The organism is Bradyrhizobium sp. AUGA SZCCT0283 (assembly GCF_018130385.1).
In the GTDB taxonomy this organism is placed as follows: Bacteria; Pseudomonadota; Alphaproteobacteria; order Rhizobiales; family Xanthobacteraceae; genus Bradyrhizobium.
The window spans coordinates 70,696-95,307 of record NZ_JAFCLU010000023.1 but is presented as its reverse complement, the minus strand read 5'-3'; the positions used below and the strand labels follow the sequence as shown (position 1 = coordinate 95,307).

Genomic DNA, 24,612 nt, shown 5'->3' with positions numbered 1-24,612 from the left:
TGCGCTGCCAGTGGCGGGGAGGATTACGGCATGTTCAAAAAACGCGTAAATATTCTCTGGGCCATTCTGGGCGTGGTTGGAGGCATGGCGCTTGGCGCCTGGTACATGGGTTCGAGGATCCAGTCGCCGGCAGAAATGGCGGCTCGCACCGCGGCCCCCGAGGCATCCCCGATCCTCGTCCCTGTTGAGTCGCGTGTACTGAGTTCCGATGTGGTCACCCGCGGCACGGTCCGTTTCGGACTGCCGCAGCCGATTTCGATCGCGCCTTCGACGGTCAAGGGCGGCGTCGGGCTGATCTCGTCGCTGCCCCGACCCAATACGAACTTTGGGGAAGGCGAGGTGATTCTATCCGCATCCGGCCGTCCGGTCTTTGTCCTCAGCGGCGCGGCCCCGGCTTTTCGCGACATGGCGCCTGGAACGAGCGGCGGCGACGTCCGCCAGCTCGAAGAAGCCTTGGCTCGTCTTGGCTTCGATCCGGGCACAGTCGATGGCAATTACGATCAGAAGACATCCGCCGCGGTCGAGCGCATGTATAAGAAGGCCGGATGGGATCCGTTCGCACCGACGCGCGAACAGCGCGCTGCCGTCGCGGCGCTCGAACGAGAGTGGTCGGATGCCGCGCGCGCCCAGCTCGCGGCGGAGGCCACGCGCGAAACAGCGGTGAAAGCGGTTGCCGCCGCCCGGGCCATCGCGGAGCAGAACACGCGCCAGGCTTCTCTCGACAGCGCGGCACGCGTTGGCGACAACCGCCAGCTGGCGGACGCGCGCGCCGGAAAATCGCTTGCGCTTGAAACCGAACGCGCACGGGCCGCGCATTCCGCGACTGCGGCCAGTGCCGACGTCGCCACGCAAGTCGCCGATCGTGCGCTGATCGTTCTCGATCCGCGCCAGACCGAAACGGCGCGTGCCGCGGCTGAGGCCAAACTCAAAGTGGCGCGTGCCGCGCAGCGCAAGGCGAAGCTGGAAGCCGATCTGGCGATTCAGACCGCGGCGCGCGAGGCAGCGCTGGCCGAGGAACGGATCCGGGTTGCCGAGGGAGCAGTGAAGGCGGCCCGGCTGGAAGGCGAGCGTAGCGTGCGTGCGGCGCAGGAACAGCAGTCGCTCGCCGAATTTGACGTCAAGGTCGCAACCGAACGCGCAGAACGACTCGCCGGTGAACTCGCGGCGGCGCGCGCCAAGCTTGGCGTGCAGGTGCCGGCGGACGAGGTCGTTTTCATCCCGTCGCTTCCGATCCGGGTCCACGAGGTGACCGCTGCGGTCGCTGCCAATGCTTCCGGGCCGGTGATGAGCGTGACGGACAACCAGCTCAGCATCGACTCGCAGCTCCCGCTTGAGGCCGCGCCATTGGTGAAGCCCGGGATGAAGGTTGCGATCGACGAGCAGGCGCTCGGGATCAAGGCAACTGGCATCGTTGAGACGGTGGCGAACACGCCCGGTACGCGCGGCGTAGACGGCTACCACTTCTATCTCGGGGTCAAGGTCGAGACCACGCCTGTGCTTCTGGCAGGGTTTTCCGTCCGGCTGACGATCCCCATCGAAACGTCAAAGGGCGCGGTCACCGCGGTCCCGGCCAGTGCGGTGTCGCTAGCCGCCGACGGAACCTCGCGCGTGCTGGTTGATCGTGGCGGCAAGCAGGAATACGTCACCGTACAACCGGGGCTTTCAACCGGTGGCTATGTCGAGGTGAACGCCAGCGATGGACGACTCGTCCCCGGCCAACTCGTGGTGGTTGGCTACAAGACAGCGGAGCCAGCGGCAGTGAAATGAAGCTCGTGGAAAACATACCGGAGGCATTGCCGACCAAGGCGGTTGCTGCCGATGCCGACCATGTGCTCGACCTGCGTAAAGTGTGCAAGCGATTCGGGACCGATCCCGCGGTCGACGCCTTGATCGATGTCGACCTTGTGTTGCAGCGCGGCGAATGGCTGTCGATAACCGGGCCGTCCGGTTCGGGGAAATCCACGCTGTTGAATATCCTCGGTTGCCTCGACCGTCCGACCGGCGGAAAGTACCTTTTTGATGGTATCGAAACGACGACACTGAGCGAGAATGAGCGGGCCGGACTGCGCAGCCGCCGCGTTGGATTCATCTTTCAGTCATTCCACTTGCTGCCTTATCGCACCGTCCTCGAGAACGTCATGCTGGCGGAAGTATACCGCAGGCACAGCGGACGCGGGCGGCGCGAACGGGCGATGGAGGAAATTCGCCGCGTCGGCCTCGCACATCGTGCGGATTTTCTGCCTTCCAAATTGTCCGGCGGCGAATGTCAACGGGTGGCGATCGCCCGCGCCCTGATGGGTTCACCGAGCTTGCTCTTGTGCGACGAGCCGACCGGCAATCTTGATTCCAAGAACACCGAGTCGATCCTGGATTTCTTCACCGAGCTCAACAGGGAGGGTATGACGATTGTCGTCGTCACGCACGACGAAAACGTTGCGCGCCGGGGCTCGCGCCGGGTCAACATGAAGGATGGTAGGCTCTTTGGTGGAAGCGAGGCGGCATTGCCGCCTCCATCCAGGGCGGGCATTGCCTCTTCCGGGATCACGATGCGCGACCTTGTCTCCGAGGCGATCGCGGGGGCGATTGCACGGCCGGCCCGCATGGCGCTGACGGTGCTCGGCATCGTGATCGGCATGTCGGCATTGGTGGCCACTATCGGTCTTGCGCGAACCGCCGGCAACCGCATCATCAGTCAGTTCGATCAACTTGCGGCCACGGAACTTTTCATCACCGCGCGGCCGGGAATGGCGACCGGCACGATTGATCCGCGTGCCATTCCGTGGGACGCTCCGGAACGACTCATCCGGTTAAACGGCGTGGTGGCCGCGGGCCTGCTCAGCGATGTCAATGTCCATGACACGCTCGTCAGCGCCTCTCCGGTGATGGATCCGTCCAATCAGACGGCATTCAAACTGGCGGTGCGTGCTGCCTCACCGGAGTTGTTCCGCGCCGTGCGTGCCGACCTCGCCTCGGGACGGTTCATTGACGGCGGGCATTCTGCACGCTCCGAGCGCGTCGCGATCCTCGGTCCCGATGCCGCGCGCCGCCTGGGCATCGCCGGCGTCGAGCGGCTGCCTGCGATCTATGTCGGCGATCACCTCTATCTCGTGATCGGTGTCCTTCGCGATGTGGTCCGAAAGCCGGAACTTCTCGGCTCGGTCATCATTCCCGAGGGCACGGCGCGACAGCACTTCAGCCTGTTCGGGCCTGGCATGGTGGTCGTGGAGACGAAGATTGGCGCTGCTTCCCTGATCGCGCTGCAGGCCCGGGCGGCGCTGCGGCCCGACGACCCGCGCGCGCTTCGCGTGCAGCTGCCCCAGGAGCCGCGGCGCGTACGCGATGACGTGCAAACCGATCTCAATATGATGTTCCTGCTGCTGGGTGGCCTGTCGCTCGTAGTCGGCGCTCTCGGGATCGCAAATATCACCCTGGTGGGCGTAATGGAGCGGACGGCGGAGATTGGACTGCGTCGTGCCATTGGGGCGACGCGCCGCCACATCGCCTCACAATTCCTCATCGAGAGTGCGTCGATGGGTGTCGTGGGGGGACTGCTCGGATCCAGCGTCGGCGTGCTGATCGTGGTGGGTGTATCGGCGTATCAGGTCTGGACTCCGGTGCTCGACCCGCTCGCTCCCTTGCTTGCGCCAGCTGTTGGCGGCGTGATCGGTCTGCTGTCCGGAGTCTACCCCGCCTCGCGTGCCGCCGCGCTCGAACCGGCCGAAGCGTTCCGACATTAGTTCGGACATCAAACCCGATTTGGTTGGCAAGGGTCGAATCGGGCGACGCTTTTGCTTACGAAGGCAATCCTCTCGCTGCTTTCTGGCTTCGCTTCGGGGGAGGGCGCTTGCGCCATATCTCAGGTCTGGTCTTGCTTAAGGGAACTTGGTCGCGCTCCAGCGCGGTCACGTTATAAAGGTCGGCTTCACCGTAGATTAGGTCCGCCGCGTGGCGAACCTTCTTAAGTACCACGCTTGGGGCAGTTTTTTCAATTATTTATGGGAAACTTAACTCGGCTAGATCGAACTCTCAGTGAGTGTCGGTATCGGTGTGGCGCCTCGGGATTTGAACCTATCGCAGCATTCCCATGAGCTCAGATTTGCGCGTTTGACGTTCGATGACACTTGCTGAAGTTAGTTCAAACTTGCTCATGATGGATTGGAGCGAGAGTTCAATTTTTTTAGATTGGTTAGAAGGCGGCGTGTGCACGATGTGTGCACCGGCAGATCAAAGAAAATTTGGAGACAGCCAATGTGAGCACGCCGCAACGAGTGCGTTGGCGTCAGCGGCAGACGGGTGTGTTGAGAGGGTGTCAAATGTAGCGAAGAGCGAAGGCCGACCTGCTTCAGGCGAGACTGATCGGCGCTGAGTGAAGCGGCGGCTACACTAGTCTAGACCAATTGCACGCCAAATGACAATCAAGCGCGCAGCGTTGCGCTTCGTTATCTCGCGACGCGATGCCGCAACGTAACAACGTAAGCGGCCGCATCGCGCTTCAACCAGCAGGCGGATCGGTTCGGCGCAGCGTCGTCACCCAGATGACGCGCGCTACCTGCTGCGTCGGATTGTCGAACATGTGTGGTACGATACTCGGGAAGCGGAAACTATCGCCCGCCTCCAGGACATGGGCCTCGTGGTCGAGCCACAGACGCAGGCTGCCCGACAGTATGTAGCCCGCCTTTTCACCGGTGTGCTGGAAGAAGTCGGGTCGGAATACATTTGAGTGAAACGCCGGGGCGCGATGACTCAATTGTGCTCGCAGGTCGATGGCGACCCGCCGCAACTCAGGCCAGATCACGGCTCGCGTAGCCGTCCACAATCTTTGCTGCGCCGGCTAACTCCCGCTGCGGGCGAGATAATATGCTCGTGGACCTCTGTCGTCGCGCGATCTATGCGGTCAGGAGTCCATCACAGCTCCCGTGAATCGAACCCGCCCGCGTTCAACGCGGCGAGTACGGCTTGGGTGTGTTCGCCACCGCATTTGAATCACCAATTCAATCTCAACGCTCTGCACCGACAGCATTGTGAAGCCGCGTTGGTGAAGATCAATAGCCGGCCTATTTGCTGATCCGCTTCCGTATCGTCGCGTTTCATTTCTGGGAACTTGCCCCATTTTGGGTTTCTTGGCGTGCGGGGACAAACGCTACCCGACGCAGCCTTCGCGCCCCCCGGCTGAAAGCCAGGCGGGTCGTTGAGGGGGGCGGATAATCTCTCAACGGTTCGAAACCTTCCGGCGAACAGCCCGTACCCTACAAACAGCTGCCAAACTGGAAGTATTCGATCTTGGACAAAGCGTCTCACGTTGATCGCCTGAGCGATCAAATCAAAAGACTTCGCGAGAAGGCCAGAGGGCTTCCCGCCGGTGACGAACGAGATGAGCTGCTGCGCAAGGCAGAGCAGAACGAAATTGCACTGCGCTTGATCGAGTGGGTTACCTCTTCAGATAAATTTCCTCCCCCTGAGGATCTGATTCCGATTCGAAGACATCGATTACGCCGGAAATGATACGACACGGCGTACCTCCAGGGACTCTGGACGGTCGGTTCACTCGTTCATGAAAGATCGAATACAGCTTCTTAGCTCGTCGACGGCCTTGGCAACGCGGTATGCCCCAGCCGCCATCAATCGGTCCGCCCGATGATATCCCCAGCCGACACCGATCGACCGCAACTGGGCTGCCTGAGCCATCTCCACGTCAAAAGTGGTGTCCCCAATGAAGATCGCATTCTCGGGCGTTGCCCCTGTTGCCGCGAGTGCCTGAAGGAGCATCCCGGGATGGGGTTTGGAGGGCGCCATGTCGGCGGCCTGAATGGTTTGAAAAAAGTTGTTCCATCGCAGCGTTTCCAGCGCGGGAGCGACCGTGTCAGACCTGTGCCCGGTCGCGATGCCCAGAACGGTACCCGAAGTAGAACTGAGCTCATACAGAAGGTCGCCAACTCCGTCGAATGGCCGTTCGGCAAAGGCGGGATCCGCTCTCAGTTGCGGCAGCAGGAGATCGTAAGCCCTGACCATCTCAAGTATAGGGGCCGTCGGGCCGGCCAGCTGAGTCAGAATGACATCGAGTGACTTTCCGACCAGCGCAAGACTGTCGGCGGGCGATGGGGCAGGCAATTGAAATTCGGCAAATACGATTCGATGGCTCTCCAGAATCAGCGAGCGGCTGTCGACCAATGTGCCGTCGAAATCAAAGATGATTAGTTTCAAGACTATCTCTCAACGTAGGTCGTTGGTGATCTCGCTGTCACGGGACATCGCCCCTGGCTTATCGATGCAGGCACGAATAAACCCGGACCAAGTCACGGGTCTGTACCGGAACGACAAGCTCCGCATCCTTGTTCCTTGTTGCTGTTCTGCAGGATAACCAGAAGTAATTTCCAGCGGGATCGATGACCAGCCTATTCGGCGAGAAATTCGAGAGAATGATTGACAGATAAGGAATAGTCGAGAACCACGATAGGGGAGCGAGGGTTGGCGAAATTCGCTCGGCCGAGACAAAGCGCGGATCACCGAGCGCAGGGTCGGAATCGCTATTCATCGCCAGCATCGCAATTGCGTCACGGTAATCGCTCCACGACGCGACGAATTTCCTGGTTTCGATCGCATGAATCAAGGTCACCACGAGAAAGATCGAGGCGAGGGCGCACAGCGTCCCGCCACGGGGCGAGTTGAGGGCGTGCCGCAGCCTCGCTAATCGATTGGGGGCAATCCCTTCTCTGGTCATGGTGGTTATGGCACCCAACGCGCCGAGCAGAGGTGTGGCGACGACCAGGGCGGTCCGCAAATAATAGCGGCTGCTCGCATGGACGGAATGATCGAAATACAGCCAGTAGATGCATAGCAATCCGATCAAGATTCCCAGAGCGCAAATGCACGCCCCTCTCGGGAGCCATATTGACAACAGCATGAGGATCGCGCCGTAGGCGATGACCGCTGCCAGCAATAACTGGACGACCCCTACTTTCAAGATCTCGAGATCGAAGAAGTGCAGAGCGGCCCGCAAGAATGCGTCTGCGTAATAGTCATCGGGCGGAAGAGCGATCTTCGATACCGAGGCCAGTATCACAATAATCATCAAGATGATCGCGGCACGTACGAAAGTTGCGCTCCATAATCCACGCGGCGTCAGCATTGCTCCGATGGTCAGCAGCAACACCAGAGCTCCTTCGTGCGTGAAAGCCAGCAGGAGCCACGCGGTAAACACCAGTAAGGCGCCAGCCCTGGTCGGTTTCGCATAGTGGCTCAGCGCCAATGCAGGCCAGAATATCGCGTGGGCGAGCCACATCTCCGTGGGAAAGCCGAAGATCAGTGGGCAAAGCAAGGCTGTGGAGCCGCACGCATAGACAAAGATGAGGCGGCCCGGTGAGCGGTCGGCCGCGTAGGTCACGGCCAGTCCCACCAATGGAGAAATATAGAAAAGTAGACCATAGGCGATGATTCCAGCCCAGGGATTGCTCGTAATTCCGACGAGCGCCTCAGCCGGCAGCAGGGTCAACAGGAAGACGGACGTTCGGCCAGAGATGTTATGCCAATGGAAGGCCCAAACATCCCGGACAGCGACAGCGTACGAAAACATCGCGCCATCGCCATAGAGTTCAAGTTGGTAGAATAGTGCAATGAAAACGAATGCGACGGACCAAGATAGGCCTGCTCCAACGATCAGAAGCCGGAACGAACGGTCATCGAGGCGCAGTGCCTGGCCGGACATGTCAACGACTGTCCATACAAGGCATCAGACAGCTCAACGCGAATAATGGCATTGCAGGTTCAGGACTTTTCGCTAGCGGAAGCTTTTAGAGTAACGAATTTGTGCCCGGAGCGTATTGCTTTTGTGGTCAGGTAACGCCTGTTGTGGGGATTGATCGGCGCCTCGAGCGGAACGCGGGCGGCGATCTCGATATCGGCTTTTGTGAGACCGTCGAGCTTGGCTGGGTTGTTGGTAAGCAACACGATCCGCGTACAGTTCAGCGTTCGCAGCATCATCGCCGCAACTCCATAGTCGCGCTCATCGTCCTCGAAACCCAGCATCGTGTTGGCGTCGCGCGTATCCAGCCCCGCGTCCTGCAATCGATAGGCTCGCATCTTGTTCGCAAGACCAATGCCGCGGCCCTCTTGGGCCAGGTACAGAATGACGCCACCACCGAGGCTTTCCAGGCGCGTTATCGCGAGCCGAAGCTGGTCGCCACAGTCGCATCGTCGAGAGCCAAAAACGTCGCCGGTCAGGCATGCCGAATGAAGCCGAACCGGAATCGGCTCAGCAAAATCGGGCTCGCCGATGATGATGGCGACCTGATCGACGCCGAGAGCGTCACGAAACACAACAAAGCGGGCCGCTGTGCCCGACGCGAGCGGAATTGAGGCTTCGCTTGCCACGGCCAACGCGTTCGCTTTGCTTACAGCAAAGCGCTCGACCGCGTGCGCCTCAACGGCGACAATAGAACGCATCAGGTCGCTGTGGATGTTCGCCACGTTTGCTGCAAGAACCGCCGGCAGGCTACGGCTGAGTTTGACGAGCCGGATCGCCGCCTTGGCGGCGCGGCCGGCAGCCTTCGCCTTCGATGAAAAACGACCCCTGCGTTCATCATCGGCAGCGAGGGCGAAGATATCGCTCGTACGGGCCTCTCTGGAAAGCGACAAGGCCATCGGCGTTGATGCCTCAATTCCGATGGCGCGCGCTCGCTGTTGCGTCACTACCAGCTCCGGCGCATTTGGGCCGCACAGCTCCACAAATTCGTGCAGCCGTTGGTCGTCAAGGCTCTCCACGGGCAAAGCGAACAATACCTCACCAAGGGCGTTAACACGAATCGGCCTTCCCGCTCGCAGTTCGCCCAAAGCGCGGCTAACGCTGAGGTGTTCCTCGTCGCCAAACAGGGCAGAGCTTGCAGGAGAGAGGGCTGCGTTCATTTGCACGACTTTCTTTTACTGGGCGCGTTCGTGGAACACCGAAAGTCCTGAATCATTCCGCCAGAAATCAGATGGATTTTTAGGATCGAGTGGCAGATAGTATCATTGATAACTCGCGAGAACCGAATTCTGCCGTGCAGCTTAGCAATTTCCCCACCCGCAAATTTGCTTCTCCCGATACCTGGGAGAGCTTTGTCGAGCATTTTCGTAAAGGACAGCAACCCCTGCCGCAAGCCTGGGCGGATTTGTTCGGCCCGTTGCGCACCGGGACGGTGGACGATCTCGTGATTGTCGGGCAGGTCGGCCAATCGCTCGACGGTCGGGTCGCGACGGCGACGGGCCACTCGAAGTATATCAACTGTCCGGCCGGGATCGAACATCTGCATCGGCTTCGCGCGCTGGTCGATATTGTCGTGGTCGGCGTTGGAACGGCGCTGGCTGACAACCCGCAATTGACGGTCAGACAAGTCGCTGGTCCCCAGCCAGCCCGTGCCGTGATCGATCCGAGAGGGCGCCTCGGAGCGAATGCCAAGTTGTTCGCCGACGACGGTGTTCGCCGTCTGTTGATTACGACAGATGCCTCGCGGGCCACACCGCCCCCCGGCGTTGAGGTCATCACCTTGCCTGCGGAGGACGGAAACATTGCTCCGTCCGCCATCGTGACGTCGCTGGCCGGTGCAGGGATGGGCCGAATTTTGATTGAGGGCGGTGCTGATACCGTGTCGCGTTTTATCGCGGCGCGGTGTCTCGATCGGTTGCATGTAAACGTGGCGCCCGTCATGTTGGGCGCTGGAGGCCCCGGGATCGAGTTGCCGCCGCTCGAACGGGCCGATCAGGCCCACCGGATGCAGGTCCGCGTGCACAGAATCGAGGACGATGTCCTGTTCGATTGCGACCTGTCTGATCAGCGGGTAGCAATCGGCGTTGCAAGAAAGTCGACATGACCCACGCGCATCGTTGAAGCGCGTGCGCCGACCTCGTTCTTCCGTCTTGCCAACCAGTTGTCGATATCGCGGCGCGGTAGCGCTTCGATTTCACTCGCGGCAGCAGCCCATCCGGCCAGCAATTCGAGCTGGATCTCCTGGTCGGCAGCTCCGATCACCCAATCGGAGTTGCCGTGAACTACCGAATATCCCAGCGCCTCAAGCCGCGACATGGCCGCAGCGGCGGCCGATGGGCCAAGCGCCGGCCCAAAGCCCTTGTCGGTGCGCTGATGGGCATTGACCGCAGATGTGATGGCCTCATCGAGCGGATCGGACGGGGAAATGTCGATGCGGCCATCGTAGGTCAGTGCTGCATAGACCGGCAGCGCGTGCGAGGCGACATGGCGGGTAAAGCGATCCAGCCAGTTTTCGGAGACGAGATCGAGCAGGGCAGAGATCGTGATCACGTCTTTTGTGCCGTCGAGCACCACTTCGAAATTGCCGCTGATATCGAGTGGAATGGCATTCAGCCTGACATCACCGGTAGATTTTCCGCTACACGCCAAAGTCAGCAGGCGTTGATCGTTGTCCACGAGATCCCAGCGCTGTCGTGCCGGCAAGTGTGAGCTGAGCGCGCGGACGGTGGAGCCCGCGCCGCAGGCGAGATCGATGACGCTTATTGCGTCGTGCGATTTGAACAGGGTGGCCACCGCGTCGAGGACGATCGGATTACGGGCGCGTAAGTCATAGCTTTCCCGCAAGGCCAGCCATTCGGCGGAGAAGCCGCTCATGCGAGCTTCTCCAATGCGGCGGCAAAGATCGCGCCGGATTGCTGCCAGGTGGGCAACGTTCGCGCTGCCGCCAATGCCGCGTCCGACAGGCGGCAGCGCAGATCGGCGTCAGCGATCACCCGACGCAGGGCTTTCGCCAGTACATCCACGTCGCCAGAGGTCACCAGGATGCCCGCTTCTTGCGGAACTGTGTCCGGGATGGCTCCCGCCGTTGTCCCGATCACAGGCAGACCGTGCGACAATGCCTCGGCGTAGGCCATTCCATATCCCTCGAAGCGGGAGGCGAGAACGAACACATCGGCGTCGTCATACAGTGCAGCAAGACGTTCGGAAGATACGGCGCCAAGCGCTGCGATTCGGCCGGTAAGCTTGTGTTGGGATATGCAGACATCGAGCCTTGCCGCCTCATTCGGATCGCGCGTGAGATCCCCGGCAATCGTCAGCCGCCACGGAAGCTCAGCCAATGTGGCCAGCGCGGCAACGAGTACGTCAAATCCTTTTCGGGGCACAACAGCGCCAACCGACAGCAAATGCGGCACTTCGCTTCGGCTTCCTGAAGACCTCGACGGTGGATCGCTGCCGGGCCTTGCTACAGTGATGCGCTCGGCCGGGACGCCATAATCGGAAGCGACAATATTTGCTGTTGTAGGGCTCGTCACTACGACTTCGCGCACTAGAGCTAGGGCAGCCTGCTCACTGCGATGCAAGGCATCGGCTCGTTCGGCAGACAGCCCCCATTCCAGTGCGAGGGGATGATGAACCAGCCCGAGTAAGGGATGCCGGCTTGCAACTTCTGCCACAACGTCTGGCAGAACTCCCAGCGCCAAGCCATCAACCACGATCGGTTGGCTGTCCGGTACCTTCAACAGAAGGGATCGCGCAGCAGACCGGGTTGCCTCATCTGGCGAAGGAAATCCTTCGCCGATGTCGAGACATTCGACGTTCCAGCCCAATTGCCGGAGTTCGGCCATGATCCGCCGGTCGTAGGCGTAGCCACCGGTTGGCGTATCGAGACTGCCTGGCACCGCGAAAACGACGCGCTTCACCACAAGAGCGCCTCATATTGCGCGCGCGCGAGGTGCGACTCGGAGAGCGTAATGCGCAGGGCCTTGAGCTCCCGGCCGGGACGCCCGAGTTCACCGGCGCGGGCCGGCTTTGCCAGGCTGTCGAAGATATGTTTGGACAGAAATTCCGTCGTGGTGTTGCTACCCTTGAATTCGGGTACGTCGTCGAGATTGCGGTAGTTGAGCGGCGTCAGGACCGCCTTGAGCGCATCGTGTGCGCGGCCGATATCGATCACAATTCCGTTGTTGTCGAGGCTCTCGGCGATGAAGGCGGCATCTACCACGAATGTAGCGCCGTGCATCCTCTGCGCTGGTCCAAAAACCGCGCCTTTAAAAGAATGAGCGATCATGATGTGGTCGCGAACTTCGACGGTGAACAAGGTAGCTCCTTTACGAGTAGATGATGGGTTGGCAGAGTATCCCGCTTCCAGCGTCGAGAATTCCCGGCAATCGCTCCGGCAGATCGCCGAACGCAACGGCTGGCGCCAGCAATGCATCGAGCCTTGGATCATCGAGCAGCGCGATTGCGGCCGCGAGGCGGCGGCCGTGCGTCCAGCGCGGACGATGCGATGGCGCGATGTGTCCGACCTGGCTCGATACAAGCCGAAGCCGGCGGCTGTGGAAAGGGCCTCCAAGCATGGCGGTCACTGCCGCGTCACCATACCAGCTCATTTCGAGGACCGTCGCTTCGTCCCCGGCGAGTTCGAGCGCCGTCCGTAGTCCATCGGGCGAGCCGCTGGCGTGAACAACGAGATCGCAATCGGCTTTTGCGTTTCCGGGCTCTGCGAAACTAACCCCGAGCTTCCCTGCTAATTCCGCTCGGCTGGAGTTGATGTCGACGAGCGTGACGTCCGTCCCGGCTATCCGCCCGCATAGATAGGCGACGAGGGAGCCGACCACGCCGGCCCCGACGATGGCAATGCGGTCGGCCGGTCCTGGTGCGGCGTCCCACATGCCATTGAGGGCGGTTTCCATATTGGCCGCCAGCACCGCGCGGTGTGGCGGCACATCCTCCGGAAGCGCCACGGCTGCGCTTGCAGGGATGTTGAATGCGGTCTGATGCGGATAGAGCGCAAAGACGGTCTTGTCTCGCAAGGCATCGCCGCCGTCCTCGACCCGTCCTACGGCGGCGTAGCCGTATTTGACGGGAAAGGGAAAATCGCCAGCCATGAACGGAGCGCGCATCCTCTGGAACTCGCCCACAGGTATACGCCCGCCAAGCACGAGCGATTCAGTGCCGCGGCTGATCGCGGTATAGAGGGTTTTCACGCGTATTTCGCCTGTGCCGGGCGGCGCTATGGCTTCCCGGCGGATCTCCACCTGTCCGGGTCCTCGATACCAAAGGGCCGAGGCAGTATCGGCGCTCGCGCTAACAGCCATTTTCTTCCATCTCGGACTGGAATTCCCGACGGCTCGCCGTGTTATAAGTTGTAATACGCACCGCCCGCCGTCGAATGAGAAGTCGTAACCTGTTCTACTTCAAGCACACCCCCCCGCCATGATACAAGCCGATGCCGCCGAGAAGAGCATGTTCGCAAGGCGGGCGATTTTCGCTGTCCTGTTTTTGGTCACCATGGCGGGATCGCTATGGCTCGCCGGACTGGCGTTGGCGCCCGGCGGATTTGGAATCGTCGATTTTGCCGCGCTTGCCTTGTTCACCGTCACTTTGCCCTGGATGGTCGCGGGGTTCTGTAATGCCGTGATCGGATTCATCATCATGCGCTTTTCCGTCGATCCGGTGGCTGCGGTACTGCCCGTGGCCAGCCTGATCGGGGATGACCAACCCGTGACGGCTTCGACGGCAATCCTGCTTTGCGTTCGCAACGAGCTGCCGTTCCGTATCATCCGTAACCTGGAGCCGATGCTCGAGGGAATCCACGCTTCCGGCTATGGTGAGCGCTTCCACCTCTACCTCCTCAGCGATACCAACGATCCCGATCTTGCGGTCAGGGAGGAAGCGCAATTTTCCGAGTTGATCGCAAGCTGGCGCGATCGGATCGCTGTTAGCTACCGGCGTCGTACCGTGAACGTCGGCTTCAAGGCCGGCAATATCCGCGAGTTTTGCGAGCGCTGGGGAAATCGCCACGAGTTGGCGGTCACGCTCGATGCCGACAGCTTCATGTCGGCGGACGCAATTATCCGGCTCGTCCGGATCATGCAGGTCGATCCCAGGCTCGGTATCCTGCAGGGCTTGGTCGTGGGGCTGCCGTCAACGAGTTTGTTCGCCCGCATCTTTCAGTTCGGCATGCGGCTCGGCATGCGCTCCTACACGATCGGAAGCGCGTGGTGGCAGTCTGATTGCGGCCCATATTGGGGACACAACGCTGTCGTGCGGCTTGAACCGTTTATAAAGCACTGCCAGCTTCCGTTGTTGCCCGGGGACGGCGGGGAGGAGCGGCATATCCTCAGTCACGACCAGATCGAGGCGGCGCTGATGCGCTCTGCCGGCTATCATGTGCGCGTGATGCCGCGGGAAGACCTCGGCTGGGAGGAAAGTCCACCGACATTGCTGGAGTTCATGCGTCGCGACCTGCGCTGGTGTCAGGGCAACATGCAGTACTGGCGATTTCTGTTGCTGCCGAACCTTAAGCCGGTCAGCCGCTATCAGCTGGTACTCGCGATCCTGATGTTCATCGGCTCTCCGGCCTGGATTGGCTTGCTCGCCCTTGCGACAATCGCGCTCATACGGTGTGACGATCCCGCCACGATCATGCGCGCCGATGCCGGCGGCGCGTTGCTGACGTGGGTGCTCGTGATGTGGTTCTCGCCGAAGATCGCAGGCGCCCTCGACGTCCTGCTTTCGCCGGAGGAGCGCCGCGCATTTGGCGGCGCGGGCCGGTTCACCGTCAATTTCGTTATCGAAACCATGTACTCGATCGTCCTGTGTCCGATCCTCTGGATCAGTCACACGATCTTTTTCTTTGGCCTGCTGTTCAATCGCGAGATCAGCTGGATGGGGCAGGTCCGCGACGATCACGCGGTGCCCTTGAAACTGGCGTTGCATGATCTTTGGCCGCAGACCCTCGTGGGATGCACCTCGCTCGGCCTCGTGCTGGCAAGCCAGCCGTGGGCATTGCCGTACATTCTCCTGCTTGCCGGCGGGCCGGCCCTGTCGGCTCTCTTTGCGATGGTAACGGCCCGGCCAGCGCTTGGCGATCTAGCAGCCCGTATGGGCATCGGCCGGGTTCCCGAGGAGACGGCAACCCCGGAGGATCTTCTGGAATTGGCATTGCCCGCGATCAATTCAGAGAGCCAGCCGCCTTTGACAAGCTCGGTTTAGCCAATGCCCAGCCACATCAGGACCGTGCGCGCCACTATCAGGTCGTTTCGTATCTATTACGGAGACAAGCGGCGGGCTGCGGCGATGGACCGGCTCTATGGCAGCTTCGTACGGCCCGGCGATCTGGTGTTCGACGTCGGCGCACATGTCGGCGATCGCGTCGCCTCGTTCCACCGGCTGGGTGCGCGCGTTGTCGCCGTCGAGCCGCAGCCGTCGATGGTGCGAGCTCTCAGGTTTCTTTATGGCCGCAGCAAATCTGTTGCAATCGAGGCGTTGGCGGTGGGGCGCGAGTCGGGCAGGGCGCGCATGCTGATCAATGTCGATAACCCGACAGTGTCGTCGGTCTCCCCAGCGTTTGTTGAAGCCGCTCATGGCGCGCCGGGTTGGGAAACCCAGCGCTGGAGCCGGACCATCGACGTCGCGGTCACCACGCTGGATGCATTGATCGCCAAGCACGGCGTTCCCGCATTCATCAAGCTTGATGTGGAGGGTTTTGAGGCAGAGGCGCTGTCAGGCCTGTCACAAGCGGTGCGCGCGGTTTCGTTTGAGTTCACTACCATCCAGCGCGACGTGGGGCTTGCCTGCATCGAGCGGTGCTCGGCGATGGGCTACAAGCGCTTCAACGCGGCCCTTGGGGAAAGCCAGACGCTGGTCGCGGAGTGGGTGGATGCGCAGGACATCGCTCGTTGGCTGATTGAGGTGCCGCAGGCGGCCAATTCCGGAGACATCTATGCCGTCGCGGCCTGATCAACTGCTGTTACAGCCGCGGCTTCTGATCATCTCTGTCGCCATACTGCTCGCCGCAGGTTTCGGCTTGACGCTATTGATCTTCTACCCCGGCGTCATGACCTACGACGCCAAGTTTGTCTATGAAGATATCGCCAAGGGCACGAAGGGCGATTGGCAGTCGCCGGTCATGGTCTGGCTGTGGGGTCTGATCGATCCGATCGCTCCCGGCGCCGCCAGCATGTTCCTGCTCATTGCCACGACCTTCTGGATGGGCTTTGGCGTCCTGTCGCTTGCGCTCGCATCCCGCGGCAAGACCAGCGCGTTGCTGTTGCCTCTGTTGGCAATGACGCCGCCTGCCCTGGCCTTGGCCGGCATCATCTGGCGGGACGTTCTGCTTGCGACGTGCTGGTTGCTTGCCGCGACTGTCGCGTTCGCGGTGTCCGAACGTCCGTCTCCGGTTAGGTTGACCGGTCAGGTGCTGGCGCTTGTGTTGGTTATACTTGGGGTCCTGCTGAGGCCGAACGCCTTGCTGGCTGCGCCGGTACTCACCGCTTACATTGTTTGGCTGTCGCGAGTCTCCCTGCGCAAAGCGGCCATCCTCTACGTTCCGGCCGTGATTGGTCTGTTTGGCATCGTGCAGCTCGTCTACTACGGTATGCTGGACGCGAAACGAAAGCATCCGCTGCAAACGATCATGATCTTCGATCTCGGCGGCATCAGTCACTACTCAAAAGAGAACCAGTTTCCGGTCGACTGGAGCGAATCGGAAAACGCGATACTGCTCGATAACTGTTACCAGCCGACGCAGTGGGACATTTATTGGCGGCTCGAGCCGTGTGATTTCGTGATGCGCAAGGTCGAGCGTGAAAAAGGTTTGTTCGGTACCTCGGCGATATCCAAGGCCTGGGTGGCAGCAATCCTTCACCATCCGATTGCCTATTTGCGGCACCGCTCGGTCTTCATGTGGAATTTTCTCGCAGCCGACAATCTGACGATGTGGACGGCCGATGTTGAACATCCGACGAAGAATGTCTTTTCCGATCGAGCTGCGTTCAACGCGCTGGTTTCGGCACACGACGTGCTCAAACCTACGCCCTTTCTTCGCGCTGGCTCTTGGCTTCTGGCTTGCATCATTGTCTGTTGCTTGAGCTGGCGGCGAAGCGCCCCGCGCGAAGCAGCGTTCGCGCTGGGGGTTTGCGGTTCGGCAACGATTTATGTGTTGAGCTTCTTTGCCGTGGGCGTGGCGTCCGACTTCCGCTACGGCTATTGGGCGGTGCTGGCCGCCATCGCCGCTGGCGTCGTTGTTATCTCCGGTGGAAGCAAGAGAGCGGAGCTTCCGCGCTAGAAAGGGCCTATTGCTTCGGTTCAGTCGACGCGGTCCAAGCCTTGTAGTCTGCGTCGGAAACGCTCGGCAATTTTTTGACAAACGCCGCAATCGACCAGATCTCGTTGTCCTGGGCGCCGGCCTGCGCGAAACTGGGCATGCCCGTCATGTTGATGCCGTTCTTGATCACCCAGAACAGTTGGGCAGGGGAGAGCCCACCGGCGACTTCCTTCAGGTCCGGCGGATCGGGATGTAGTCCCTCCGAGAACTTCAGCCACTTAACGCCTGGCGCGCCGTGGCAGGTTGCACAGCCGAAACTGGCATAAGCTTTGGCGCCGGCCTGTACCATCGCGGCGTCGCCAAACGAGGCCGGTGGATTATCGTTGGCGTGGCGATTGATCGACGCGGTCCGCACCCGGGTCAGAGCCCATGTAACGGCAGCGGGATCTTCGGCCGTCCCGGCGACGCTATAATAGCCGCTGAAGAAGAAGGCCGCACAGCCAATGCCGACCACAATTGCCAATGCACCGAGTGTTGCAAGAAAGCGCATGCAAGCCTCCGATCGCCTGTTTGCCGCCCCGGAACTGAAATTAGTGGCTCGGGACGGGAATAACCAACCGTTCGAAAGGTTGTATATGATACGACATCACATGCAAATTTCACGCGACGCTTTGCGACCAAAATTCAATGGGTGGTGATACCAAAGGCGAATTCATCATGTGCGCGGAACCGGTTTTGAGCGCGCGTTGAGCATGTTCTGCGGTGCATCAAGTGCTTTCGTCAGCGGCACCATGAAGAGGGCTGGCCGCGGCTGGAGCAGGGAAGCACTCTGCCTGGCGCTGTTGCTGCACGCAGGCGCGGTCGTCCTCATGGCCGCGACCGAGGTCCACCCCGCGGGCATGACCGTTTTCCTCCTCGTCTGGATCATGCTCAACTGCCTGTGCTTGACTTTGCTCCGCAGGCCGACTGTGGCGGCGCTCATTTCTCTTGAAATTTTGATCGCGCTGACGCTGCTGTCGCGCTTCAAGTTCGACAAGCTCTGGATGACGATCGATTTCGTCGATGTGATGATCGTTGATCACGACACGACTGCGTTTCTACTGGAGACATTTCCTGGCTTACGCTGGTGGATCCTGCTGGCGGTTGCGGTGACGGCGGTCGTGATCGTCATCGCCTGGCGGCTGGACCGATATCGTGTGAGCCTCCAGGCCAGCCTCGCTGGATTCTCCATATCGGCTGCGACACTCGTTGCTGTGTCGCTGTTTTGGCCGACCGGACTCAACGAGGATTTCGAAGGCCGAAGCTACATCTCGAAATTTGCGCGGACGGGGGTGGAGGCAGTTCACGAACTGTCCTCTCGCGGATATCTCGACGCGGCTGAGAGTGGGCACGGGCACGTGACCGAGGCTGCCGACGCCGTCTGCCATCCAGCACGCAAGCTTCCGCATATCATACTGCTGCACGATGAATCGAGCTTTGACATTACCGTAGCGCCCGGGGTCAATGTACCGGCCGAGTATCATCGACATTTTCAGTCGTTCGATGGCCGGGAGCGCAAGCTTCTCGTCGAAGGCGTCGGCGGACCAAGCTGGTTCACCGAGTATAACGTGCTCACAGGCCTTTCGGTTCGATCGTTCGGGCGGTTTGCGACATCTGTGACGCGAATCGCTGCTGGACACGTCTATCGCGGTCTGCCACGCGTATTGCGGCGATGCGGTTATGAAACCTTCAGCCTGTACCCGTTCTACGGCTCCTTTCTGGGGTCGCGCGCATTTCACACGACCACCGGTATCGCGCATTACCTGGACATGCAGGACTTGGGGACCAGCGCTTTCGAGGCCGACAGCTTCTACTACGACCGGGCGATCGATCTGATCCAGCGAGAACGCGGCAAGGGAGCGCTCTTTCTCTATGTGTACACGGTGGCTAATCATTTTCCATGGGACGAGCGGTTGCGCCCGGAGCTACCGCTCGAATGGCGCGACCTTGGCAACGCACCTGACGTGGAAGAGTACATTCGGCGTCAGGCGATATCCGCGCAGGAATATCAAGCACTCCTGAAAAGGCTTGCTCAGGAGTTTCCCACGGAATCCTTCCTCATCATCCGCTACGGCGATCATCAGCCCCAGTTTGGAGTTCGCTTGATCGATCCGTCGCTCGGCAAGGAAGAACTTGCGAAACGGGCGAAAACCTTGGACCAGCGTTACCTGGCGACATACTACGCGCTCGACGCGGTGAACTTCGCGCCGGTCGATACCACAGCGGCGCTCGACCTGCTTGATGCGCCGTACCTGCCCTTGGTCGCGCTGCTGGCAGCCGGTATTCCACTCGATGCGAGCTTCGCGGAGCAGAGGGCGATCCTGCAACGGTGCGGGGGGCTATTCTACAGTTGCGAAGAAGGGGGGCAGGCCAGTCGCCTGAACCGACTTTTGATAGATGCCGGACTTATCAGGGGGCTATAGGTAATGCGAGCCGTCAGATCAGGCATCGCCTGCCCTAGCGACGAAGCGCTCTTCATTATCAATGCTTTCACGTGCGAAATTCCATAATTGTTCGCCTGCGAATCCGAATTCCGAAGTTGGAGATCGCGCTACCGGACGGGGTCGACCTGATTCAATAGCGGCGAGCCGCAACGTCCGCTTCGGCTTTGTTGGAAACTAACTGCGTCATCAGATCATGCCAAATTTGCGACAGGCAGTGCGGTTCAACTCAGTCGGGTGCATTACTCATTTAGATAATTGTCGCACGTCAATCGTGCGTGCTGTTGCTTGGACCGTGATTTCGAAGTGGTCCGTTTGCACGATATCTACAATGTTGCGCGGTCTATGCGCGACGATGTTGATGCCAGTGCGACGCCGTAGGCTGCCGTAGAGCAGCCCCGCACCACCTGACGCTCGAATATCCTCGCCAAGCTTCTGCGAAGCACCATAACGATCGCTCGCATACACCTCGGGACGTGCTAGTTGCTGCCCCGTGATGTCGAGATAATCCCCTAGCAGCGTAGCGGTGTATGCCCTGTAGGTCCGGCTCATCGTGGCTGCGTTGCGAGCAGCCGCTTCGCGCCGCAAGTGATGACCGACCTCGGCAGCGGCCGTGCGAATATCATCGGCTGCATACCAGGCGCCAAGCTCCGGTCCGTTGAATCTCATTCCGCCGGGAGCGACGTGGAGAAAGGCTGCCATGACGATACTGGAGTTGGCTGTGCCATATACCCATTCGCCCCGCGGTAGCCGGTCGATACGTTCGGCCACCAGGCGGTCGTTCGTCCAACCGACGAGCTCCATCACCGCTGAAAGATCGGCCGCCGTCGCGACCGTATCGAACAGCCCGATGGGAGGAAATTGTGAGGGGATCAGGCGATGGGCAGGCCGCGGCGAGGGTGCGAAAGCGTCCGTCACCGGAAGACGATCTCCGTGTCGTCGTAAGGTGTGAAGGTCTCGTCGATCGTGTTCGGATGCATGTAGAGGCCGCCACGCGCGCCGTCGAGGAAACGACGCACCGAGAGCAATCCATCTTGAGAGCCGTTAGTGATGAGGTCGAGCGGCGGATGTCCACCGAAGACGACCTCGTTATGTGGACTTCGCAACCAGTCAACGCCGAGCCGTTCCTGGGGAAAGAGGACCCCCAGCGCTTGGTGGATGCCGAATATCGCTGAAATGCGCGTGAGAACGTCCACATCGAGGGTGAAAGCGCCGTGCTCACGCGCCTGCTTGCACCAGTTATGGTAAGTGGACCGGGATGGATACCCCAGGACCAGGAGGCGCTGCTCTTCCGTCAATCCCCACAGATCAGCGATAGCGAGGAAGGTCCGTAAAGCTGGGGCGCTGAGCCGCCTTCGGTTAGCCGGAGCAAATCGTGAGTTATCGAGACGCTGAGGGCCTTTTACTGCCTCAATCTGGGGCGATTTCCGTTTATTCAACATAGGTTGCCTCTTCATCCAAATTTGAATATAGTCCAAATCAAGACAGATTGCAACCCTGTGATCCAGCTGTTCGGAGGTCGCTTACCCCGTCCCAATCAGGTATTCCTGCCGTTGGCCCGGGCTTCCCATGTGTTTTGACGTGCAATCTTGCCCCCTATAGGTTGGCCTGTTGCGCTGCCTGCTTCGAAGGAAGCAGGTGGTGGGGGGATGCTGGGTCGTGGCGAGGTGATCGAACTTGGCTCCGAAATCACGAACCAGAAGATCGGTGATCGCGTCATCGTTCCATTCACTATCGGCTGCGGTCAATGCTGGTTCTGTCAGAAGGGTCTGTTTTCGTGCTGCGACCGAACCAATCCGAACGCCGAAATGGCAGCCAAAGCCATGGGAGAGGCGCACGCCCGAATTATTTGGCGAACCGACCCTCCTCCGGTAGCCCGGTCATTGCGGGGGGCCGGAATGCCGGCTTGTGATCCTGCCGTTTGGACCACGACACGTAGTAGGCCACGCCCGTCATGATCAAAATCCCGGCAAAGCTGACCAGGACGTGCATGGCAAGCGAATCCGGGCCCGTGATCAATACAAGGTGCCCGGCAAACGAAAGAAACACGCCGGCGCAGAAGACCGCCAGCCATTCCTGGCCGCACGTCATGATCGGCCGCAATGCCGGCCATTGGAATCCGGCCCAGTCTCGCGACACCATCCAGGCAAACAGAAAAGCCAGCGCGAGAAAGTGAAGCGCCCTGTGGGGGGCGAGGTTTTCCTTGTCGTTGGGAAGAAAGGCATCGCGCAGGAGGTCCGGGACGATGCCGGCTTGCGGAAATTTCCCTGCCACCGTCATGGCCAGGGCAAAGAGCAGATACAGCCACGCCAGGGTGCGCAGGACCGCGACTTCCTGAAGCGTACGTACGGCGCGCATTTGTTTCGCGCCGCTCAATGCCAACCAGGCGCCGAGCACAAACAGGAGTTGCCAGCAGAATGGGTTGAGATACCACCGTCCATCCGGAAACGAAGACAGATTCCAGTCGAATTGGCGGGCTGCGAAGTAGAGAGCGATTGACCCCGCCATGGTGACATTCGGCCGGCGGACCATGCCGAACAGAACGAACGGGAAGACCGCCATCAGTACGATGAACAGTTGCAGCACTTCGAGGTTGAGCGGCTTGGCCTGAAGCAGCAGGCCATGAATCAGCGTCCGGATCGTATGGTCGACGATGCCCGTGACGTTGAAATCGCCGATTAGTTCGGATGCACGGGATTTGCGCGCGACATATCCGATCAGATCGATATAGATCACGAACAGGACGATATAAGCGGCGTAAAGCTGCCACAGCCGCTTGAAGATACGGGTTGCCGTCACGACGAGCCCGCGCTCCAGCATCATCCTTCCATAGAGGATTGCGGCGGTGTAGCCGCCGATAAACACGAACAGGTCGCTGGCGCCACTGAACCCGAAATTGCGCATGGTCAGCAGGCTGACCGCATTGTGCGGGACGTGATCGAGAAAGAGAAACCAGGCCGCGATACCAAGCAGGAGACAGAGTCGGAGATCGCCGTCGCGCGCAGCGAGCTCGGCCTTCATTGACGGATACATTGTGGATTAAGAACTTTGAGGTCGGAGGAATCGAATCGCGAATCTAGCGCGACTGTCCGCTCAGCCGGAATAGACTTTACGTGAAGAATAATTAAGCAAGTTGTCGGCGATTAAAGCCCGCCCGACAATCACAATATTTTGAGGGAATAGAGCGACCGGACAGGATCATGCTCGCTCGTGCTTGCGAAGATCGCGGATGTGGTCGAAATGGCTGGCTTGCAGATCGGCGGCGGTCGCGCCGAGGTCGGGCAGGGCAGCCTCGCTGAGGATCTCGGCGGTGATATCCTCGACCGAGCAATCCGCGATTTCATGGATGAAGCTGATATTCCTGTATTCACCCGACGCGACCCAGGGAGATGACCTCGCGCCTTTTGATATCCGGGTCGACGATGGCCTCGCGACCGCGCCGGCAGTAGTCGATCATCACGACAAAATACTGCATGTTGGCGATCTGACCTTATCCGTGCGCCGGTATCGACCATGACAGTACTTCTGAAAAACGGAAGTAAGGCAAGTCAAAATTCGGAAAAACAGAAATTGCATCGTTGAGGACGGCGCGGCTGTCGCGGCATCGATAGAATCAGTCGATTAGGAGAATCGCGACGGCGATAGCTATTTATCCGGCGTACGGCCACCCGTCGTCTTGGTCGCCTTGCGTGCCCGGGCTGCCGCCTTGTTACGCAATCGCTCGATCTGCCCCCTGGGCAGGGTGACGCAGATCTCGCCGATCCATTCCAGCTTGACGCCGGTGATCGGCTTGGCATTGAAGCTCGTGAGGTTGACCGAGGTCGGGGATTTTCCCCGCTCGATCGTCTTCAGATAGCGCTCGCCGGTCTTCAGGCGGACGGCGGCTTCCTCGCCATAGAAGCTCGACAGCGGATGGCGCTGCTCGCGATAGACCACAATAATATCGCCATTCTCGTACTTCGGCAGCATGGAATCGCCGGATACTTCGAAGGCGATGGTCTCTTCAGCGATCGGGAAGGGCAGTTCGACTTCGCCGAGGCCTTCCGGCGGCACCTGCTCGTGTTCCGGCTCGATCGAGGCGCCGGCGCCGACGCGGCCCATGATCGGCACCGAATTCAATTCGAGATAGTCAATGATCGGCGCGATTTCCGACGCCTTGATCAGGCGTATCCCGGACAGGATCTCGGAAACCGCGCCAGGGCGAACGCCCATCGCAGCGGCCAATCCACCCTTGGTCTTGCCCGGCTTCTCCAGTCCCCGTTCGATCAACCTGATGTCCAGCATGGTCAGACCTTTCCGAATTTCAGAAATCATAGCAATTCCGATTATCAGAAATCAAGCTTGACTTTCATTTCGGAATATCAGAAATTGATTGCCGGCGTCGGGCGGCGTTGACAAGAGCAAGGACAACAAAAATGGAACTGTCGAACTGGGCGCCCGAGCACTCGGACGCGCTGCGGGAATTTCTTGCCAAAGGCATGAGCTTTTCGGAGGCCGCGCACGCGATCAATTCACTATTCAATACGTCCTACTCTCGCAGTGCTGCGCTCGGGCGCGCCCGGCGCCTGGGGCTGGGAGCGGACGATCGCCGTCAACCCTCGATGCCGACCAAGCCTGCTGACCTGCACCAGATCGCTGAGCCCCGTCCCGGCAATTTCAGGGCGCCGGCGCTTCCCTGGCTGACGCCGGTGTTCAAAGCGATCAAGCCGGTCAAGCTGCGCTGCATCCGGATCGATCCGCGGCATCTCTCCCTGATCGAGCTGGAGCGCGGCGCCTGCCGCTATCCCTATGGCGGCGATGAAGAGGGCGAGGCCATCACCTTCTGCGGTCATCCGCGCCGCCCGGGTTCGAGCTATTGCACGCCCCATTTTCATCTGAGCCGCGATCCGATCGTGCCCGCTGAACGCGCGGTGAGCATCGTTTCGCTGCGCGTAGTGGAGGCGGCATGAACAACGCTGCTGTCATCTGCGTGGCCGACAGGCTGAAACGGCTGCCGCGCCGGCATCGGATCGCTCACCTGCGCGCGCTGATCGAACTTCAGCCGGAGGGCTGCGGCCGCCGCGAGGAATTGTCCGAATTGCTGCGCGAAGAGATAGCGGACGCATCAATCGAATAGATTTTCC

General features: G+C 60.2%; 24 protein-coding genes and 1 pseudogene. 11 read left to right on the top strand and 14 right to left on the bottom strand.

Features of this window, described 5'->3' with window-relative positions; all coding sequences use genetic code 11:
* Window positions 1–30: 30 nt before the first annotated feature.
* Window positions 31–1,767: a peptidoglycan-binding protein gene (locus JQ624_RS27230; protein ID WP_212421987.1), complete on the top strand. Its 1,737-nt coding sequence runs from the start codon at window positions 31–33 to the stop codon at window positions 1,765–1,767.
* Window positions 1,764–3,737 (top strand): ATP-binding cassette domain-containing protein, encoded by a 1,974-nt coding sequence (locus JQ624_RS27225; RefSeq protein ID WP_212421986.1) that lies wholly within the window; start codon window positions 1,764–1,766, stop codon window positions 3,735–3,737. Before JQ624_RS27230 ends, JQ624_RS27225 begins: the two co-directional genes overlap by 4 nt.
* 755 nt (window positions 3,738–4,492) lie before the next feature.
* Here JQ624_RS27225 and JQ624_RS27220 read toward each other — a convergent pair.
* Window positions 4,493–4,795 carry a cupin domain-containing protein gene (locus tag JQ624_RS27220; RefSeq protein ID WP_312014505.1) on the bottom strand — a complete coding sequence of 101 codons (303 nt, stop codon included), beginning with the start codon at window positions 4,793–4,795 and terminating at the stop codon, window positions 4,493–4,495.
* A 485-nt stretch (window positions 4,796–5,280) separates the two neighbouring features.
* Between JQ624_RS27220 and JQ624_RS27215 the strand changes: the two genes are divergently transcribed.
* Complete coding sequence (locus JQ624_RS27215) at window positions 5,281–5,502, top strand: hypothetical protein (protein ID WP_212421985.1); 222 nt, start codon at window positions 5,281–5,283, stop codon at window positions 5,500–5,502.
* Window positions 5,503–5,541: 39 nt separating this feature from the next.
* Here JQ624_RS27215 and JQ624_RS27210 read toward each other — a convergent pair whose 3' ends face one another.
* From JQ624_RS27210 to JQ624_RS27200, 3 genes are read right to left on the bottom strand one after another with little or no spacing between them, the layout of a single operon-like run.
* Entirely contained in the window at window positions 5,542–6,201 is a 660-nt protein-coding gene (locus tag JQ624_RS27210; RefSeq protein ID WP_212421984.1) for an HAD family hydrolase, read from the bottom strand.
* A gap of 58 nt (window positions 6,202–6,259) precedes the next feature.
* On the bottom strand, window positions 6,260–7,702 hold the full coding sequence (locus JQ624_RS27205; RefSeq protein ID WP_212421983.1) for a hypothetical protein: 1,443 nt from the start codon (window positions 7,700–7,702) through the stop codon (window positions 6,260–6,262).
* A 59-nt stretch (window positions 7,703–7,761) separates the two neighbouring features.
* Window positions 7,762–8,898 carry a GTP cyclohydrolase II gene (locus tag JQ624_RS27200; RefSeq protein ID WP_212421982.1) on the bottom strand — a complete coding sequence of 379 codons (1,137 nt, stop codon included), beginning with the start codon at window positions 8,896–8,898 and terminating at the stop codon, window positions 7,762–7,764.
* Between the two features lie 134 nt (window positions 8,899–9,032).
* Between JQ624_RS27200 and JQ624_RS27195 the strand changes: the two genes are divergently transcribed.
* Entirely contained in the window at window positions 9,033–9,842 is an 810-nt protein-coding gene (locus tag JQ624_RS27195; protein ID WP_312014504.1) for a RibD family protein, read from the top strand.
* Here JQ624_RS27195 and JQ624_RS27190 read toward each other — a convergent pair.
* Genes JQ624_RS27190 through JQ624_RS27175 form a run of 4 tightly spaced genes read right to left on the bottom strand, consistent with a single transcriptional unit; the run spans window position 9,803 to window position 12,945 of the window.
* Window positions 9,803–10,612, bottom strand: coding sequence for an SAM-dependent methyltransferase (locus tag JQ624_RS27190; protein ID WP_212421981.1), 810 nt, complete (start codon window positions 10,610–10,612; stop codon window positions 9,803–9,805). The two genes, JQ624_RS27195 and JQ624_RS27190, sit on opposite strands and share 40 nt — an antisense overlap.
* Complete coding sequence (locus JQ624_RS27185) at window positions 10,609–11,661, bottom strand: glycosyltransferase family 4 protein (RefSeq protein ID WP_312014503.1); 1,053 nt, start codon at window positions 11,659–11,661, stop codon at window positions 10,609–10,611. The genes JQ624_RS27190 and JQ624_RS27185 overlap by 4 nt, the downstream gene beginning before the upstream one ends.
* Window positions 11,655–12,056, bottom strand: a complete 402-nt coding sequence (locus tag JQ624_RS27180) for a 6-carboxytetrahydropterin synthase (protein ID WP_212421980.1) — start codon at window positions 12,054–12,056, stop codon at window positions 11,655–11,657. Before JQ624_RS27180 ends, JQ624_RS27185 begins: the two co-directional genes overlap by 7 nt.
* A 10-nt stretch (window positions 12,057–12,066) precedes the next feature.
* Entirely contained in the window at window positions 12,067–12,945 is an 879-nt protein-coding gene (locus tag JQ624_RS27175) for a zinc-binding alcohol dehydrogenase (protein ID WP_312014502.1), read from the bottom strand.
* Between the two features lie 229 nt (window positions 12,946–13,174).
* Between JQ624_RS27175 and mdoH the strand changes: the two genes are divergently transcribed.
* The 3 genes from mdoH to JQ624_RS27160 all read left to right on the top strand — a co-directional run bounded on the left by mdoH (window position 13,175) and on the right by JQ624_RS27160 (window position 17,030).
* Entirely contained in the window at window positions 13,175–14,956 is a 1,782-nt protein-coding gene (gene mdoH, locus JQ624_RS27170; RefSeq protein WP_212421978.1) for a glucans biosynthesis glucosyltransferase MdoH, read from the top strand.
* Window positions 14,957–15,040: 84 nt separating this feature from the next.
* Complete coding sequence (locus JQ624_RS27165; RefSeq protein WP_249130103.1) at window positions 15,041–15,703, top strand: FkbM family methyltransferase; 663 nt, start codon at window positions 15,041–15,043, stop codon at window positions 15,701–15,703.
* Window positions 15,687–17,030, top strand: coding sequence for a hypothetical protein (locus JQ624_RS27160; RefSeq protein ID WP_212421976.1), 1,344 nt, complete (start codon window positions 15,687–15,689; stop codon window positions 17,028–17,030). Before JQ624_RS27165 ends, JQ624_RS27160 begins: the two co-directional genes overlap by 17 nt.
* Before the next feature lie 7 nt (window positions 17,031–17,037).
* Here JQ624_RS27160 and JQ624_RS27155 read toward each other — a convergent pair whose 3' ends face one another.
* The gene (locus tag JQ624_RS27155) at window positions 17,038–17,559 is read right to left on the bottom strand and encodes a cytochrome c (RefSeq protein WP_212421975.1); all 522 of its coding nucleotides are present in this window, start codon (window positions 17,557–17,559) and stop codon (window positions 17,038–17,040) included.
* A gap of 202 nt (window positions 17,560–17,761) precedes the next feature.
* Here JQ624_RS27155 and JQ624_RS27150 point away from each other — a divergent pair, with 202 nt between their 5' ends.
* Entirely contained in the window at window positions 17,762–19,471 is a 1,710-nt protein-coding gene (locus JQ624_RS27150; protein ID WP_249130114.1) for a sulfatase-like hydrolase/transferase, read from the top strand.
* A 264-nt stretch (window positions 19,472–19,735) separates the two neighbouring features.
* Here the strand turns inward: JQ624_RS27150 and JQ624_RS27145 are convergent, their stop codons facing one another.
* Both JQ624_RS27145 and JQ624_RS27140 read right to left on the bottom strand, forming a co-directional pair.
* Entirely contained in the window at window positions 19,736–20,407 is a 672-nt protein-coding gene (locus JQ624_RS27145; RefSeq protein WP_212421973.1) for an RES family NAD+ phosphorylase, read from the bottom strand.
* Complete coding sequence (locus JQ624_RS27140) at window positions 20,404–20,931, bottom strand: MbcA/ParS/Xre antitoxin family protein (protein ID WP_212421972.1); 528 nt, start codon at window positions 20,929–20,931, stop codon at window positions 20,404–20,406. The genes JQ624_RS27145 and JQ624_RS27140 overlap by 4 nt, the downstream gene beginning before the upstream one ends.
* Before the next feature lie 207 nt (window positions 20,932–21,138).
* Here JQ624_RS27140 and JQ624_RS27135 point away from each other — a divergent pair, with 207 nt between their 5' ends.
* Complete coding sequence (locus JQ624_RS27135) at window positions 21,139–21,447, top strand: alcohol dehydrogenase catalytic domain-containing protein (protein WP_249130102.1); 309 nt, start codon at window positions 21,139–21,141, stop codon at window positions 21,445–21,447.
* On the opposite strand, the gene JQ624_RS27130 is transcribed toward JQ624_RS27135, so the two are convergent.
* The 3 genes and pseudogenes from JQ624_RS27130 to JQ624_RS27120 form a co-directional block, all read right to left on the bottom strand.
* On the bottom strand, window positions 21,335–22,522 hold the full coding sequence (locus JQ624_RS27130) for an OpgC domain-containing protein (RefSeq protein WP_212421971.1): 1,188 nt from the start codon (window positions 22,520–22,522) through the stop codon (window positions 21,335–21,337). The two genes, JQ624_RS27135 and JQ624_RS27130, sit on opposite strands and share 113 nt — an antisense overlap.
* A gap of 165 nt (window positions 22,523–22,687) precedes the next feature.
* Window positions 22,688–22,964 (bottom strand): annotated as a pseudogene (locus tag JQ624_RS38780) (hypothetical protein).
* 170 nt (window positions 22,965–23,134) lie between these two features.
* Entirely contained in the window at window positions 23,135–23,773 is a 639-nt protein-coding gene (locus JQ624_RS27120) for a S24 family peptidase (protein WP_212421969.1), read from the bottom strand.
* A 131-nt stretch (window positions 23,774–23,904) separates the two neighbouring features.
* On the opposite strand from JQ624_RS27120, the gene JQ624_RS27115 reads away from it, so the two are divergent.
* Both JQ624_RS27115 and JQ624_RS27110 read left to right on the top strand, forming a co-directional pair.
* A complete protein-coding gene (locus tag JQ624_RS27115; protein ID WP_212421968.1) occupies window positions 23,905–24,438 on the top strand; it encodes a GcrA family cell cycle regulator in 534 nt (177 codons plus the stop codon).
* Window positions 24,435–24,605 (top strand): hypothetical protein, encoded by a 171-nt coding sequence (locus JQ624_RS27110; protein WP_212421967.1) that lies wholly within the window; start codon window positions 24,435–24,437, stop codon window positions 24,603–24,605. Before JQ624_RS27115 ends, JQ624_RS27110 begins: the two co-directional genes overlap by 4 nt.
* Window positions 24,606–24,612: the final 7 nt, after the last annotated feature.

Excerpts from the sequence above, each read along its gene's own strand:
- JQ624_RS27190 (WP_212421981.1), bottom strand. The coding sequence starts at position 10,612 with ATGAGCGGCTTCTCCGCCGAATGGCTGGCCTTGCGGGAAAGCTATGAC.
- JQ624_RS27135 (WP_249130102.1), top strand. The coding sequence starts at position 21,139 with ATGCTGGGTCGTGGCGAGGTGATCGAACTTGGCTCCGAAATCACGAAC.
- JQ624_RS27225 (WP_212421986.1), top strand. The coding sequence starts at position 1,764 with ATGAAGCTCGTGGAAAACATACCGGAGGCATTGCCGACCAAGGCGGTT.
- mdoH (WP_212421978.1), top strand. The coding sequence starts at position 13,175 with ATGATACAAGCCGATGCCGCCGAGAAGAGCATGTTCGCAAGGCGGGCG.
- JQ624_RS27160 (WP_212421976.1), top strand. The coding sequence starts at position 15,687 with ATGCCGTCGCGGCCTGATCAACTGCTGTTACAGCCGCGGCTTCTGATC.
- JQ624_RS27165 (WP_249130103.1), top strand. The coding sequence starts at position 15,041 with ATGGACCGGCTCTATGGCAGCTTCGTACGGCCCGGCGATCTGGTGTTC.
- JQ624_RS27130 (WP_212421971.1), bottom strand. The coding sequence starts at position 22,522 with ATGTATCCGTCAATGAAGGCCGAGCTCGCTGCGCGCGACGGCGATCTC.
- JQ624_RS27230 (WP_212421987.1), top strand. The coding sequence starts at position 31 with ATGTTCAAAAAACGCGTAAATATTCTCTGGGCCATTCTGGGCGTGGTT.
- JQ624_RS27110 (WP_212421967.1), top strand. The coding sequence starts at position 24,435 with ATGAACAACGCTGCTGTCATCTGCGTGGCCGACAGGCTGAAACGGCTG.
- JQ624_RS27150 (WP_249130114.1), top strand. The coding sequence starts at position 17,762 with ATGTTCTGCGGTGCATCAAGTGCTTTCGTCAGCGGCACCATGAAGAGG.
- JQ624_RS27200 (WP_212421982.1), bottom strand. The coding sequence starts at position 8,898 with ATGAACGCAGCCCTCTCTCCTGCAAGCTCTGCCCTGTTTGGCGACGAG.
- JQ624_RS27140 (WP_212421972.1), bottom strand. The coding sequence starts at position 20,931 with ATGTTGAATAAACGGAAATCGCCCCAGATTGAGGCAGTAAAAGGCCCT.
- JQ624_RS27120 (WP_212421969.1), bottom strand. The coding sequence starts at position 23,773 with ATGCTGGACATCAGGTTGATCGAACGGGGACTGGAGAAGCCGGGCAAG.
- JQ624_RS27115 (WP_212421968.1), top strand. The coding sequence starts at position 23,905 with ATGGAACTGTCGAACTGGGCGCCCGAGCACTCGGACGCGCTGCGGGAA.
- JQ624_RS27205 (WP_212421983.1), bottom strand. The coding sequence starts at position 7,702 with ATGTCCGGCCAGGCACTGCGCCTCGATGACCGTTCGTTCCGGCTTCTG.
- JQ624_RS27155 (WP_212421975.1), bottom strand. The coding sequence starts at position 17,559 with ATGCGCTTTCTTGCAACACTCGGTGCATTGGCAATTGTGGTCGGCATT.